The organism is Sporosarcina sp. Y1009 (assembly GCF_057669865.1).
In genome coordinates this window covers 48385-62751 of sequence record NZ_JBYHFO010000002.1, presented here as the reverse complement: position 1 = coordinate 62751, position 14367 = coordinate 48385, and the positions used below count along the sequence as shown (strand labels likewise).

Genomic DNA, 14367 nt, shown 5'->3' with positions numbered 1-14367 from the left:
AAACGTTGAAACAACAATACCCAGTAATAAGAATTATAGATAACGAGGGGTATCTACTTGAGTCATCTTTCAAGAGTGAAATAACTGAAAAATTAGTTAAGGATTGCTATTATCATATGCTTCGAATTAGAACCTTTGATAGAAAAGCCATAAACTTGCAACGACAAGGGCGATTAGGCACATATGCACCATTTGAGGGGCAAGAAGCAGCTCAAGTGGGGAGTGCTTTAGCACTTAACTCAGGTGATTGGATATTTCCAACTTACCGAGATCACGGGGCAACGTTAACCTTTGGAGCAGATATGGTTAGAACCTATTTATATTGGAATGGGCGTGTAGAAGGATGTGTTCCACCAGAAGGAAAGAAAATTTTCCCGCCGGCTGTTCCAATTGCAACTCAAATTCCACATGCAGTCGGGGCTGCTTGGGCAGAAAAACTGAAAGGGACAAACAATGGTGCCATTACTTATTTTGGAGACGGTGCTACATCTGAAGGTGATTTCCACGAAGGCTTGAATTTTGCCAGTGTCTTTAAAGTGCCCGTTGTCTTTTTTAACCAAAATAATGGATATGCAATTTCAGTACCTCTTGAACGGCAAATGAATTCTGAAACAATTGCGCAAAAATCGATTGCATATGATATGCCTGGTGTTCGAATTGACGGAAATGATTGCTTTGCTGCGTATTTTGAAACGAAAAAGGCGTTTGAACATGCTAGAAAAGGTTATGGGCCAACTTTGATTGAAGCAATAACTTGGAGAACCGGTGCTCATACGACGGCTGATGATCCGACAAAGTACCGTCAGGAGGATGAAGGGAAGGAATATGCTGATCCGATTGAACGATTGGAAAAGTTCATGAAAAACTACAATTTTTGGGATGAAGAATGGATAGCTGAGAAAAAGAAAGAAACTGAAATCGAAATTGAAGAAGCTGTAAGTGAAATGGAACGTTTTCCAGCTGCGAATGTTGAAGATCTTTTTAATCATGTCTTTGAGCAATTGCCACATCAACTAATTGAGCAAAAAGACAAATATCTCGCGCATTTAAGGGGGTAGCAAAATGGTGATGGATTATAAAAAGTCTACTGAGAAAAACGAAACAACTCAACTTATGACCATGGTACAAGCGATTAATGATGGACTTGGAACAATGCTGGAAGAGGATGAACAAATAATATTGTTAGGAGAAGACATTGGAAAGAATGGCGGCGTATTTCGTGCGACCGAGGGCTTATATGAAAAATTCGGCGGGAATCGAGTCGTTGATACACCATTGTCAGAAGCAGGTATCATCGGATCATCACTTGGCCTTGCTGTAAATGGCTTTAGACCGGTTGCTGAGATACAATTTCTAGGATTTATATATCCTGCATATGAACAAATCATGACTCACGTTTCTCGGTTACGAATGCGAACGATGGGTCATTTTACTGTGCCAATGGTTATTCGTGCACCTTATGGGGCTGGGATTCGTGCGCCAGATATCCATTCAGATAGTACAGAATCGCTATTTACACATATGCCAGGGTTAAAAGTAATCTGTCCATCAGGGCCATATGATGCAAAGGGTTTATTGATTGCAGCTATGGAAGATCCTGATCCAGTTCTAGTTTTAGAAAATATGAGAAGCTACCGTGCACAACGAGAAGAGGTGCCAGTTGGTAAATATACAGTCGAAATAGGAAAAGGTAAACGAGTACGAGAAGGTACGGATATAACAATTATTGCATGGGGAGCAATGGTTGCTGTAGCAGAGAAAGCTGCTGACGAGGTGATTAAAAAAGGACTTAGTTGTGAAATCATTGACCTTCGGACGTTATATCCAATAGACCGTGAGATTATTGCCGAGTCAGTTCAAAAAACGACGAGGGCAGTTATTGTTCATGAAGCACATTCAACAGGGGGACTTGGGAACGATATTATCTCCATCATCAATGACACATCTTTTCTATATCTGAGAGCACCCATTGAACGAGTAACGGGTTTTGATGTCCCAGTACCGCTATTTGCCTTAGAAGATCACTATCTACCGACTGTTGCAAGAGTTGTAGAAGGTATTGAAAAAGTAATGGATTTTTAAGGGGGGGATGATATGGTTGAAGTGAAATTACATGATATCGGTGAAGGAATGACAGAAGGGGAGATTGTTAATTATCTCGTGAAAGTCGGAGACTGGGTCAGCACCGACCAACCGTTAGTTGAAGTGCAAACTGATAAAATGACTGCTGAACTTCCGTCACCATGTGCGGGAACTATACGAGAAATTATTGTAGAACCAGGTGAAACTGTTCAAGTAGGCACAAGTCTAATCTATTTAGAAGCAGATGGACATCAACAGATTACCGAAATTAAAACATTGCAAAACCCTGTAGCAGCAAAAATTGATAAAGGGGTTAATCTAATCACTAACCCCCATAAGAGAGTTCTGGCTGCGCCATACACACGGAAGATTGCACGAGATAACAATATTGATATTGCGGAAGTTCAAGCAACAGATCCTTCTGGCAGAGTTACCGAAGATGATATCTATCGATTTATGAATGAAGATAAAACAGTAAATATTCCAGATGAATTAGAAAACAACCTACCCCCTAAAGAAATAATGCCGGATGAAATTCCGTTCAGAGGAATTCGAAAAAAGATCGCAGAAAAGATGACGAAATCATTCTTCACGATTCCCCATGTCACTCATTTTGATGAAGTTAATATGACGAATTTGCTTAGTGTCCGAGAGAATTTAAAGAAATCGGATGAGGTTATTTCAGTTCCTGCATTTTTTATCAAAGCATTAACAATTGCCTTAAAAGAATTTCCTATTTTCAATGCAGAACTTGATGAAGAGAATGAGCGTATTTTCTTAAAGAAAAACTATCATATTGGATTTGCTACTGAGACTAAAAATGGACTTTTAGTTCCAGTGATTCACGATGCAGACAAAAAGTCAATTAGAGAAATTCATCACAAACTAGTTGAATTGACTGAAAAGGCTGTTGCTGGTAAATTATCACATCAAGAAATGAAAAATGGTACTTTTTCTATGAGCAATGTCGGGCCGCTTGGAAGTACCGGTGCAACACCCATTATTAATCACCCTGAAACTGCATTAATCTCATTTCATAAAACAAAAAAGAGAGCCATTGTAAATGAACTTGATGAGATTGTCATTGGACAGATTATGACACTTTCTATGTCATTTGATCACCGGGTTGCAGATGGTGCATCAGCAGTATCTTTTACAAACCGATTCACAAGTCTTATTGAAAATCCACATCAATTATTGTTGGAGATGATATAAATGGTAGTTGGTGAAATCAGTCAAGAAAGAGATTTAGTAATTATTGGCGGTGGTCCCGGAGGTTATTCGGCTGCAATACGTGCAGCACAACTCGGATTATCAGTTACACTGATTGAACAGGGACAATTAGGCGGGGTTTGCCTGAATGAGGGGTGTATTCCTTCAAAAGTCTTTACACACGCAGCATCTAAACTTGCAGAAAAATCGCATTTACAGGATCTAGGGATTTCGGGAAGCCATGAAGCATTTAGTATAAAACAGCTTCAAGCATATAAAACAAAAGTAATATCTAGACTGAGGTCCGGTATTGAAAACTTATGTAAAGAAAATAAAATTGAAATGATATACGGAAAAGCCACATTTTTAGACGTAAATCGAATTGGTGTCGAAAATGGTCATCAATTTGACATTTTCACCTGCAAAAATGCAATTATTGCAACAGGAAGTTCACCGGTGATGCCTTTGGAATTACCAACAACCTCAAGCAGAGTTTTATTGGCACATGAAATATTTAATCTGCAGGAGATCCCGAACGACTTAGTGGTAATGGGGAATGATTATATCGCTTTAGAGGTTGCTTCTTGTTATGCAGCATTAGGATCAAATGTAACCGTATTAATCGATCATCAAGAAGGCTTGCCATTTGACGAATCAATAAATCAAGAAATACTTCGGTTATTTAAAAAGCGGAAAATCCGCTTGATAAATAGCGGGAAATTGGTATCTGTTGATGAGACAGAAGATCGAATAGAACTTACAGTACAAACAGATAACAATAAAAAAGAGATCGTTAATGGTTCCTATCTGTTCGTTTCTGGTACGAGAACGCCTAATGTTGAAGCGATTGGAATTAAGCGTTTTGGAATTAATCAGACTGATCAAGGCTTTATTATCGTCGATGGAAATATGGAATCATCGATTAATTCAATCTATGCGATTGGAGATGTTACGGAAGGTCCTTCACTCGCTGTGAAAGCAATTAAGCAAGGAAAGGCTGCAGCTGAGGCGATATCGGGAGGAAATCCGGAAGTGGACCTTACTTTTGTCCCTGCTATTGTTCATACAATCCCACCAATTGCTTCAGTTGGAATTACTGAGCAAGATGTAAAGTTATTTGGTATTGAGGCACGTACTAGCCAGTTTTCGATGCGCGGGAACGGTTATTCAACAATTACCGCTAAGATCGATGGCTTTGTTAAAGTTATTTCGAATTCAAATACTAGTATTGTACTTGGAATTCATATGATTGGAGAAGGGGCTGTTGAACTGTCGAGTTCATTTGTACAATTGCTAGAAATGGCTGCAAAAGAGGAAGATATTAAATTTCCCTCTTATGCTCATCCCAGCTACGGCGAAGGATTACTTGAAAGTGTAGAAGGTCTTGCAGGACATTCTATTCATATGATTCCCCCGAAAAAGGTAAAGCAAATTAATCCAACCTAAGACTGTATTTATACTGAATATTATTATAAAACCCTAGATGTAAGCGCTTATAATGCATAAAAAATCAAAATCTTGTTGACTATATACTAGTACCGGTGGTAGCATTAAGAAAATTTAGGAATCAATTAAGTACAACATATTAAAAGATTGAAAAAAGGGGGAAAATTAATGAAGAACAATTGGAAGAAAATACTGGTAGCGCTATTTAGCGTTGTACTTGTACTATCGGCATGTGGAGAAAGTGAGAAGACGGGATCAGACGCTGAATCAGATTCAAAGAAATATAAAGTTGGTGTGACCCAAATCTTAGAACATCCATCACTAAATGCCGCATTTGATGGCTTTAAAGCGGCATTAGAAGAGGCGGGACTTGAAGTTGAGTATGATGAACAGAACGCTCAAAACGATATGAGTAATAATACAACAATCGCTACTAATCTCGTGAATTCTGACGTAGATTTAATCTTCGCGAACTCAACACCTAGTGCACAAGCAGTAGCGGGTGCGACCAAGGATATTCCGATTGTATTTACATCAGTCACTGATGCAATCAGTGCTGAATTAATTGAATCTATGGAGAAACCTGGTGCCAACGTTACAGGTACGATTGATTTACATCCAGATGCAATACCGAATACGATGAAGTTTCTAAAAGAGGAATTAGGTGCGACAAATATAGGTATGGTGTTTAATGCTGGAGAAGCAAACTCGAGAGCCCAAGTGGATTCTGTTAAAGAATTATTGGAAGATATGGGTATGAAAGTTGTTGAAGCATCTGTATCAACTTCAGCTGAAGTAAAACAGGCAACAGAATCGTTAGTTGGCCAAGTAGATGCATTCTATATTATTACAGATAACACAGTTGTATCTGCGCTTGAATCTGTGGTATCAGTTGCAAATGACCATGAAATTCCAATGATGGTTGCGGAATTTGATTCCGTTAAGCGTGGGGGATTAGGGGCATATGGATTTGAATACTACGATATTGGTTATGAAGCTGGTCAAATGGCCGTTAAGATTTTGAAAGATGGCTCTAAGCCGTCAGATATACCTGCACAATACCCACAAAATTTAAAGTTTGTAGTGAATAAAGACGCTGCTGACAAAATGGGCGTTACCATTAAAGATGAGTGGAAAGCAGAATTTACTGAATAAATAGGAGATGATTCTAAAATGTTTGCTGCACTATTTGGCTCTGTTGAGCAAGGAATCATCTATGCAATAATGGCACTCGGAGTGTATTTGTCATTCCGAGTGTTGGATTTCCCAGATTTAACGGTTGATGGAAGTTTTGTAACTGGTGCTGCGGTTGCTGCCACAATGATTGTGCTCGGTTATGATCCCGTTCTCGCTACAGCGGTAGCATTATTAATTGGGTTTCTGGCTGGATGTATTACCGGACTATTGCATACCAAAGGAAAAATCAACCCACTTCTTGCCGGGATATTAATGATGATCGCTTTATATTCGATAAATTTACGGATAATGGGTACGACCTCAACCAGTTCTGTTAGTCGCTCAAATATCCCATTGTTAAATGACTTAACATTGTTTAGTAAATTTCAACAGTTTTGGAGTACGCTTGGGATAGATAATGCAATCAACGGTTTTTTTAAAATGCTTGGCGTGCAATTCTTACCTTCGACATGGGGAACATTGTTTCTCATGCTCATTATTACGATCATCATAAAATTCATTGTCGATTGGTTCTTGCAAACGGAAGTTGGACTTGCGATAAGGGCAACTGGTGATAATAAGAGAATGATTAGAAGTCTATCCGCTAATACAGATACACTTGTTATTATTGGACTTGGTGTCTCAAATGGACTCGTTGCTTTTGCAGGTGCATTAATTGCCCAATATGGAAAGTTTGCCGACGCTGCAATGGGAATCGGAATGATTGTAGCTGGATTAGCTTCGGTCATAATTGGTGAGGCAATCTTTGGAACGAAAACAATTATGCGAACTACACTAGCAATTATTATAGGTGCAATTATTTACAGACTAGTGCTAGCACTTGCGTTTCGCATAAAATTCTTCGATCCAGGAGATTTAAAAGTAATTACTGCAGTTATCGTAATTGGTGCACTAGTTATTCCGCAGGCTCTTGAAAAAAGGCGTGAAAGAACTAGGAAGGCGAAACGACATCTTGAACGTGTAGCTGAACTAGCGTTGAAAAAGGAGGGAACTGCCGTTGCTGAAACTCCACCAAATCAATAAAATTTTCAATGAAGATACTTTGGATGAAAAAATCGCATTGGACGAAATTAATCTTGAGTTACAATCTGGAGATTTTGTTACAGTGATTGGAAGTAACGGAGCTGGGAAATCGACAATGCTTAATATGATTTCCGGTGCGTTATCTCCTGATCTTGGTGAAATTGAAATTGCAGGTAAAAATGTTACGAGATTACCTGAATATAAACGTTCTCAAATGATTGGAAGAGTATTTCAAGACCCAATGGCGGGAACAGCACCTCTAATGACCATTGAAGAAAATCTTGCCATGGCTTACTCCAGGGACAAAAAACGTGGATTTAAAAGAGGCGTTGATAAGAAACGTAGAGAAATATTTAAAGAAGCACTTGAAACACTGCATTTAAATCTTGAAAATCGACTTAACGCAAAAGTTGGAACGCTATCGGGTGGTGAAAGACAAGCCCTTTCACTTTTAATGGCTACATTTACACAACCTTCTATTTTACTTCTAGATGAACATACAGCCGCATTAGACCCATCACGTGCTGAGTTGATCACAAATATAACAAAGCAACTTGTTGAAAAAGATCAATTAACGACGTTGATGGTCACGCATAATATGCAACAAGCGCTAGACCTTGGGAATCGGCTCATTATGATGGATAAAGGTCAAATTATTTTAGAAGTGGGTGCTGAAGAAAAGAAGGAATTGACAATCGTCAAACTTATGGACGAATTTCAACGAATTCGCGGAGAGAAATTAACAAGTGATAAAGCCTTATTAAGTACATGAAAAATTACACAAACAGCTGGTAAAGCAGATGAAAATTGCTTTACCAGCTGTTTTTGTTATGCTATATTTCGACATATTTAGTTATGTCTCACGACTATATGGTCTCAATAATTGTCTGACGTCCCATTTATTTGCGGAATGCTATTGATGAACAAGTATTGTAAAAATAAAATGTGTTTTCAAAGAGGTGAAGTTTGTGATCCAGCAGCTTTTATTGAAAAATGGAAAAGAAATAAAGATTAAGCGCTTAACTACAGAAAATCTAAACGAAATCCTGCTATTACAAAGTAGAGTGATCGAAGCGCTGACAACCGATTCTTTTTTACAACCATTATCAGAAGAAGAGTTCTCAAATATTTTAAATGGCAAAGGATTCATGATTGGTGCTTTTTATAATAATAGGTTAATCGCATTTCGCGCGATGCTGGAACCGGAATTGGACGATGAACATTTAGGCGAAGATGCTTGTTTGCCTATAAGTGAGTGGCCAAAAGTTTTATACGCTGAAATCACTAATGTCGATCCGGAATTTCGTGGAAATAATTTACAAGTTTTACTTGGTGAAATTATTTTGCGAGAAGTGGATCAGACTCAGTTTCGTTACATTTGTACAACAGTCGCACCGTTTAACATTGCTAGCTTGAAAGATAAATTCGCTCATCAATTTCAAATCGTTTCACTTAAATTAAAATATGGAGAGATGCTGAGATATATCTTAATTAAGGATTCATCACAAGAGACAATCAAGTTAAACGTTACTAAAAGTCGACTGATTTCGATGATGAATACTGAACAACAACAGGAACTTCTTGAAAATGGTTGGATTGGAACTGCGATAGAAAAAAGAAATGAGCAATGGGAAGTAAGATTCGATAAGTGTTGAACATGAGCGTCTTGACAATTATTGATTGGCAGGATGTTTTTTTAATAATAGAATATCTATTCTAATCTCCGAATGAGATGATTGAATGTTCTTCCAAGTGTCTTTACTGCAATTATTCTATTGAATAAGAAAGCGTTTTCATATATAATGAGACTACTATCCAGATTTTTCTGATGATTGGGTAATATGCAAGTATATATTAAAAGGGGGGATGAAATTGAAGAATATAACACGTTTCTTTTCACTAGCACTTCTAGTTTCATGTATCAGCTTTATATTGGTTGGTTGTGGGACAGCCTCTGATGATACAAATTCAAATTCGTCAAATGGAGATGTAGGTGGCAAGAAAAAACTTGTTGTCGCGACGGATGCCACGTATGCACCAATGGAATACATTGATGAAAGTGGTGAAATTGTCGGAATTGACATTGAAATTGTGAAAGCAATTGCCGAAGCGGCGGGGATAGAGGTTGAATTTAAAAACTATGGTTGGGATCCATTATTTCCGGCAGTAAAAAGTGGTGAAGTAGATTTCGCAGTTTCTTCCATTACCATTGATGAAGATCGTCAAAAAGAATTTGATTTTACGGATCCATATTATGAAGCAAATCAGTTAATACTTGTTCCAGAAGACTCAGATGTGACCAAGTTTGAGGATTTAAAAGATAAAAAGGTATCTGTTCAAATTAATACGACGGGGCATATGGCAGTAAGGGGCCTACTAGGAAATACAAATAAAAATATTGTTGCGGCAGAAACTATGCCATTTGCGATTACTGAAATGCTAAACGGGAATGCTGATGCGTCTGTTGGGGATAATGTCGTAATTATTGAGTATCAGAAAAACAATCCTAATGTAAAAGTAAAAACGGTAGAAGATTCGAATTTTGAAAAAGAATATTACGGCTTAATGGTCAAAAAAGGTAACCAGGAAATAATCGACATATTAAATGAAGGGATTAAGAAAATAAAAGAAAATGGTAAGCTGAAAGAAATCACCGGTTTAGATGTGAAATAATCTATAAGTAGTTTTGTCACACATCTAAGAAAAAACTGGAGGTGATTTCAATCGGTATCCTAGATATTCTCGATTTCCTAGATATTCGATATGATGTAATTTGGAGTTACCGGGAATTATTTATTCGCGGGATTGGCGTCACCTTGTCACTCACTCTAATAGGCTATATTGGTGGATTCCTATTGGGGCTACTCCTGGGATTAGGAAAAATATCAAAAAAGAAATGGATTCGAATTCCCGCCAAGTATTATGTCGATATTTTTCGAGGGACACCATTATTAGTCCAAATACTAATCATTCATGTAGCGGTAATTCCAACTATATTTGGCACTTCTTTAGGACCGTTTGTTTCGGGAGTAGTCGCACTTGTATTGAATAGTGCAGCCTATAATGCGGAAATTATCCGTGCTGGTATTCAGTCGATTGAAAAGGGACAAATGGAAGCGGCAAGATCACTAGGTATGCCAAGTGGTGTTGCGATGAGAACGATTATTTTACCACAAGCTTTTCGAAGAATGGTCCCTCCATTAGGGAATGAATTAATTGCATTACTCAAAGATTCTTCCCTTGTCATGGTCATTGCGGTAAATGATTTACTGTATGCTGGGAAAGTCGTAGCGGGTGCTAGTTTTCGAACATGGGAGCCCTACTTAACAATCGCTTTATTATATTTACTCCTCACTTTCGTTTTCTCGAAAATAATTACGTATGTAGAAAAACGATTTAGTAATAGTTATGTGCCATCTAAGAGAAAAGGCATTTTTTCATTTGGCCGTAATCAGGGGGGAGATAACAAATGATTAAAATTAATGGTTTAGATAAATCATTTGGCGATTTGGAAGTATTAAAGGGAATCAGCAATGTCATTAAACATAAAGAAGTTGTATGCGTCATTGGACCTAGTGGTTCTGGCAAGAGTACATTTTTACGATGTATTAATCTCTTGGAAGAAATTACTGCCGGTGAAATCTTTATTGATGGTATTAAGGTAAATGATGAGAAAACAGATATTAATGAAATTAGGACAGAAGTGGGAATGGTATTTCAACAGTTTAATCTTTTTCCACATATGCGCGTTTTGGAGAACATCACGCTTGCACCCAAAAAAATTAGAGGAATGAATGAGAAAGATGCTGATGAGTTAGCCTATCAATTGCTTGAGAAGGTAGGGTTAAGTGACAAAGCTACTGCTTATCCGGAACAATTGTCTGGTGGGCAACAACAACGCGTTGCAATCGCAAGGTCATTGGCGATGAAGCCAAAAATAATGCTATTTGACGAACCAACCTCAGCACTCGATCCAGAAATGGTGAAAGAAGTATTGGATGTTATGAAGCAATTGGCGCTTGAAGGCATGACAATGGTCGTTGTGACCCATGAAATGGGCTTCGCAAAAGAGATGGCCGATCGTGTTTTATTTTTGGATCAAGGCCATCTAGTCGAAGAGGGACAACCAGAGCAAGTATTTAATCATCCTAAACATGAGCGAACGAAAGCATTTTTAAGTAAGGTACTATAAAAGAAATCTTCATCCATGCCAGCGTGCTAATTACGTTGGTTTGGATGATTTTTTTATTCGAAAAATCAGTGAAGTCAGTCTTTAGACTGAAGGAAATTCATCCCTTGGACTGTTCTATTATCCTAGGTTTTTAACTAAGCTGAGTATGGACAGAAAACTTCAATAACTAAAAACAGGGGTGTTAGTATGGTGCGGTTTACAAAATGGGCATTAAAGAACAGAGCTGCGGTTATTTTGTTGATTGTTTTGTCGTTAGGACTTGGAACGCTTAGTTATTTTACATTGCCAAAAGAATTATTACCAGCAGCTGATAATCCGATGGTTACTGTGATTGTCATGGGGCAGGGAGCAGATGCCAAAACAGTCGAAGAGCAAGTAACAAAACCGATTGAAAAAGCACTTGGGATGGTGAAAGGAAAGAAACATGTCTTTTCAACTTCTGCTGATGGCTACACGTCAGTAGATATTTCTCTTGATTCATCTATCGATATGGATGAAGCAAAAGTCCAGGTCCAAGAGGCGCTGAATGGATTGCAGTTACCAGAAGGGTATTCAGCGCCAATTGTATCGCAATTGAACCTTGACATGATTGCATTATGGCAAATTGGACTTTCTTTTCCAAACGGGATTACTCGCGCTGATATGGAAAAGGTTGAGAATGAAATTGTTCCGACTTTTCAAGGAATAGCTGGTGTATCGAATGTTGTTGTCTATGGGAATCAGCAAACACAAGTTACCATAACGCCCGATACTGATAAAATGGCAAATTATCAAATTCCAGTTCAAAGTTTAATGGGCATATTACAAGGGAAAAACCTAGCAGTGGCGGTTGGTGAAGAAACAATTGATGATAAGAAGACGAATATTAAAGTCGTTGGCCAAATTGAAGGTGTAAATGAGCTTGAAGAGTTGCAGATTGCACCGAATATCCAGTTAAAAGATATTGCGACAGTTGAAATTACTGATTCCAGCTCAACATTTTTAACGCGTGTAAATGGAGAGGAAGCAGTAGCTTTACTACTATACAAAGACTCAAGCGCGAATGCCGTTGCAATTGGTAAAGAGGTTAATGAATCGATTTCACTCGTAAATGAAAAGTATTCACTGACTATTAAAGCTTCAATGCTCATGTCATTTTCTGAATTTATTGTCCAGTCTGTTGATAGTATGATGGGTGCGGTACTCATGGGGGCATTATTTGCAACGATCATTATATTTTTGTTTTTACGTCATTTCCGAATGACATTAATCACAGTAGTGAGTATTCCACTATCTTTAGGGTTGACATTGTTTTTACTTTCGCAATCAGGCGTAACGCTAAACCTGTTGACGATTGGGGCAGTTGCCGTAGCGGTAGGACGATTAGTAGATGATAGCATTGTCGTTATTGAAAATATTTTCAGGAAAGCACAAAATGGTGATTTCTCGAAGGATGTCATTGTAAATGCTACAAAGGAAGTCGCTGCTGCAATTACTTCCTCAACCTTAACGACGGTTGCTGTCTTTTTACCAATGGGGCTAGTAAAGTCTATGCAAGACTTGTTATTACCGTTTGCATTAACAATTACGTATGCATTGTTGTCGTCACTACTTGTAGCGTTAACCGTTGTCCCGCTTATGAGTACAAGGTTATTAAAAAAAGGAAACTTACCCGTCTATAAAAAACCACAAGTATATCTTCGAATATTGTCGTGGTGCTTACGTCATAAATGGGTCCCACTTGTCCTGTCATTTATCATATTTGTTGGCTCAGTTGGGATGTATGCAGTTATGCCAAAAGGGGCTGAGGATTCTGCGGACAATGACGTAAGTATTATGTTGGAATATCCAGATGAAATACCATTTACAAAAGTAACAGATGAGGTATTTGAATTAGAAGAGTATTTAAATAGGCAATCAGTGGTAGATGAAGTCATTCTGTTTCTAGGATCGAATCCAGAAGATGCGCAGTTCAGTACTGTAAATTCACAAAATATGGGACGATTTCATGTCGTGATGAAAAAGGGTGCGGATACAGAACAGTTCATTGAAAAACTAAATAGACAAACCGAGGATTATAGCGATGCTGAATTTGATATTCAGGTTCTAGCTTCGTTAATTAGTTTTAATGATAATACAATTACGGTAGATGTTGTTGGAGAAGATGCTAGCAAACTCATTCAAACTTCGGATGAAATCATGGAGGTTTTAAAGGATATTAAAGGTGTTGAAAAAGTTTCAAGTAACCAAAATGAATTAAAGTCTGTCTATGAAATTGTGGTGAATCAAGAGAAAGCAAATGCAGAAGAAGTTGCAAGGCAAGTTCAATTCTTATTAAACCCAGTTCCAATTGGTTCAATAAATTTGGATGACAAAGATACTGTCGTTGTGCTAGATAGTCCTGCATCACCAACAACTGAGGCAGACTTGAAAAATTTAACTGTTGCGGTCAATGGTGAAGCAGTTTCACTTTCATCAATCGCAAAGTTAGGAAAAGTAATGAAACCTACGAGTGTATTACGAAAAGATGGAAATGAATATGTACGGATTAGCGCGGAAGTGGATCCCGGTAATTTATCTGGAATTGCGAATGAGATTACAAAGAAGACGACTAAACTCACATTACCTAGTGATGTTAGTTTGGAAACTGGTGGGGCTGCTAGTGCCCAAGATGAACAATTTATGGAGTTATTTCAGCTAATGGCCGTTTCAATTGGACTTGTTTATTTGATTATGGTACTTACATTTAAAACGTTACGTGCACCACTAGTCATCCTTTTCACGATACCACTCGCGATGATTGGGGCAGTGCTAGGATTGCTTATTTCGCGAACGCCAATTGATATAGGTGCTATGCTCGGTGCATTAATGTTAATCGGAATTGTGGTAACAAACGCGATTGTATTTTTGGATCGAGTAAGACAAAATGAAGAGAAAATGCCGATTCGTGAAGCGTTACTTGAAGCAGGTGCAACCCGATTCCGTCCAATTCTAATGACCGCCCTTGCTACAATTTTCGCTATGATTCCATTATTAATCGGAAAAGAAGAGATGGGAAGCATCCTAGTTTCAAAAGGGTTAGCAGTTGTGGTTATTGGGGGATTGGCAGTTGCAACGCTACTCACCTTGGTTGTAATTCCAGTCGTATATGAATTGTTCCATTTCCGAAAAGCGAAACAACAACGACTAGAGAAGAATATATAGTATAGTCATATTAAAAGCGTTAGTCATAAAGG

At 38.1% G+C, this 14367-nt stretch carries 12 protein-coding genes; all 12 read left to right on the top strand.

Features of this window, described 5'->3' with window-relative positions:
• The first annotated feature begins 5 nt into the window (after positions 1-5).
• The 12 genes from pdhA (at position 6) to AC25Y1_RS02865 (ending at position 14335) form a co-directional block, all read left to right on the top strand.
• Positions 6-1058 (top strand): pyruvate dehydrogenase (acetyl-transferring) E1 component subunit alpha, encoded by a 1053-nt coding sequence (gene pdhA, locus AC25Y1_RS02920; protein WP_488146450.1) that lies wholly within the window; start codon positions 6-8, stop codon positions 1056-1058.
• 4 nt (positions 1059-1062) lie between these two features.
• On the top strand, positions 1063-2082 hold the full coding sequence (locus tag AC25Y1_RS02915; protein WP_488146449.1) for an alpha-ketoacid dehydrogenase subunit beta: 1020 nt from the start codon (positions 1063-1065) through the stop codon (positions 2080-2082).
• A gap of 12 nt (positions 2083-2094) precedes the next feature.
• Entirely contained in the window at positions 2095-3297 is a 1203-nt protein-coding gene (locus tag AC25Y1_RS02910; protein WP_488146448.1) for a dihydrolipoamide acetyltransferase family protein, read from the top strand.
• Positions 3298-4740: a dihydrolipoyl dehydrogenase gene (gene lpdA, locus AC25Y1_RS02905; protein ID WP_488146447.1), complete on the top strand. Its 1443-nt coding sequence runs from the start codon at positions 3298-3300 to the stop codon at positions 4738-4740.
• A gap of 168 nt (positions 4741-4908) precedes the next feature.
• Positions 4909-5895, top strand: coding sequence for an ABC transporter substrate-binding protein (locus AC25Y1_RS02900; RefSeq protein ID WP_488146446.1), 987 nt, complete (start codon positions 4909-4911; stop codon positions 5893-5895).
• Positions 5896-5913: 18 nt separating this feature from the next.
• On the top strand, positions 5914-6960 hold the full coding sequence (locus tag AC25Y1_RS02895) for an ABC transporter permease (protein ID WP_488146445.1): 1047 nt from the start codon (positions 5914-5916) through the stop codon (positions 6958-6960).
• Positions 6935-7732 (top strand): ABC transporter ATP-binding protein, encoded by a 798-nt coding sequence (locus AC25Y1_RS02890; protein WP_488146444.1) that lies wholly within the window; start codon positions 6935-6937, stop codon positions 7730-7732. Before AC25Y1_RS02895 ends, AC25Y1_RS02890 begins: the two co-directional genes overlap by 26 nt.
• Before the next feature lie 187 nt (positions 7733-7919).
• Positions 7920-8615 (top strand): GNAT family N-acetyltransferase, encoded by a 696-nt coding sequence (locus AC25Y1_RS02885; RefSeq protein WP_488146443.1) that lies wholly within the window; start codon positions 7920-7922, stop codon positions 8613-8615.
• A 217-nt stretch (positions 8616-8832) separates the two neighbouring features.
• Entirely contained in the window at positions 8833-9633 is an 801-nt protein-coding gene (locus AC25Y1_RS02880) for a basic amino acid ABC transporter substrate-binding protein (RefSeq protein ID WP_488146442.1), read from the top strand.
• A 41-nt stretch (positions 9634-9674) separates the two neighbouring features.
• Positions 9675-10433, top strand: coding sequence for an amino acid ABC transporter permease (locus AC25Y1_RS02875; protein WP_488146441.1), 759 nt, complete (start codon positions 9675-9677; stop codon positions 10431-10433).
• On the top strand, positions 10430-11152 hold the full coding sequence (locus tag AC25Y1_RS02870; RefSeq protein WP_488146440.1) for an amino acid ABC transporter ATP-binding protein: 723 nt from the start codon (positions 10430-10432) through the stop codon (positions 11150-11152). The genes AC25Y1_RS02875 and AC25Y1_RS02870 overlap by 4 nt, the downstream gene beginning before the upstream one ends.
• Before the next feature lie 186 nt (positions 11153-11338).
• Positions 11339-14335: an efflux RND transporter permease subunit gene (locus AC25Y1_RS02865; protein ID WP_488146439.1), complete on the top strand. Its 2997-nt coding sequence runs from the start codon at positions 11339-11341 to the stop codon at positions 14333-14335.
• Positions 14336-14367: the final 32 nt, after the last annotated feature.

What these genes read in the sequence shown, in the direction of transcription:
- AC25Y1_RS02915 (WP_488146449.1), top strand. Translation starts at nt 1,063, where the DNA reads ATGGTGATGGATTATAAAAAGTCTACTGAGAAAAACGAAACAACTCAA.
- AC25Y1_RS02910 (WP_488146448.1), top strand. Translation starts at nt 2,095, where the DNA reads ATGGTTGAAGTGAAATTACATGATATCGGTGAAGGAATGACAGAAGGG.
- lpdA (WP_488146447.1), top strand. Translation starts at nt 3,298, where the DNA reads ATGGTAGTTGGTGAAATCAGTCAAGAAAGAGATTTAGTAATTATTGGC.
- AC25Y1_RS02900 (WP_488146446.1), top strand. Translation starts at nt 4,909, where the DNA reads ATGAAGAACAATTGGAAGAAAATACTGGTAGCGCTATTTAGCGTTGTA.
- AC25Y1_RS02895 (WP_488146445.1), top strand. Translation starts at nt 5,914, where the DNA reads ATGTTTGCTGCACTATTTGGCTCTGTTGAGCAAGGAATCATCTATGCA.
- AC25Y1_RS02870 (WP_488146440.1), top strand. Translation starts at nt 10,430, where the DNA reads ATGATTAAAATTAATGGTTTAGATAAATCATTTGGCGATTTGGAAGTA.
- AC25Y1_RS02865 (WP_488146439.1), top strand. Translation starts at nt 11,339, where the DNA reads ATGGTGCGGTTTACAAAATGGGCATTAAAGAACAGAGCTGCGGTTATT.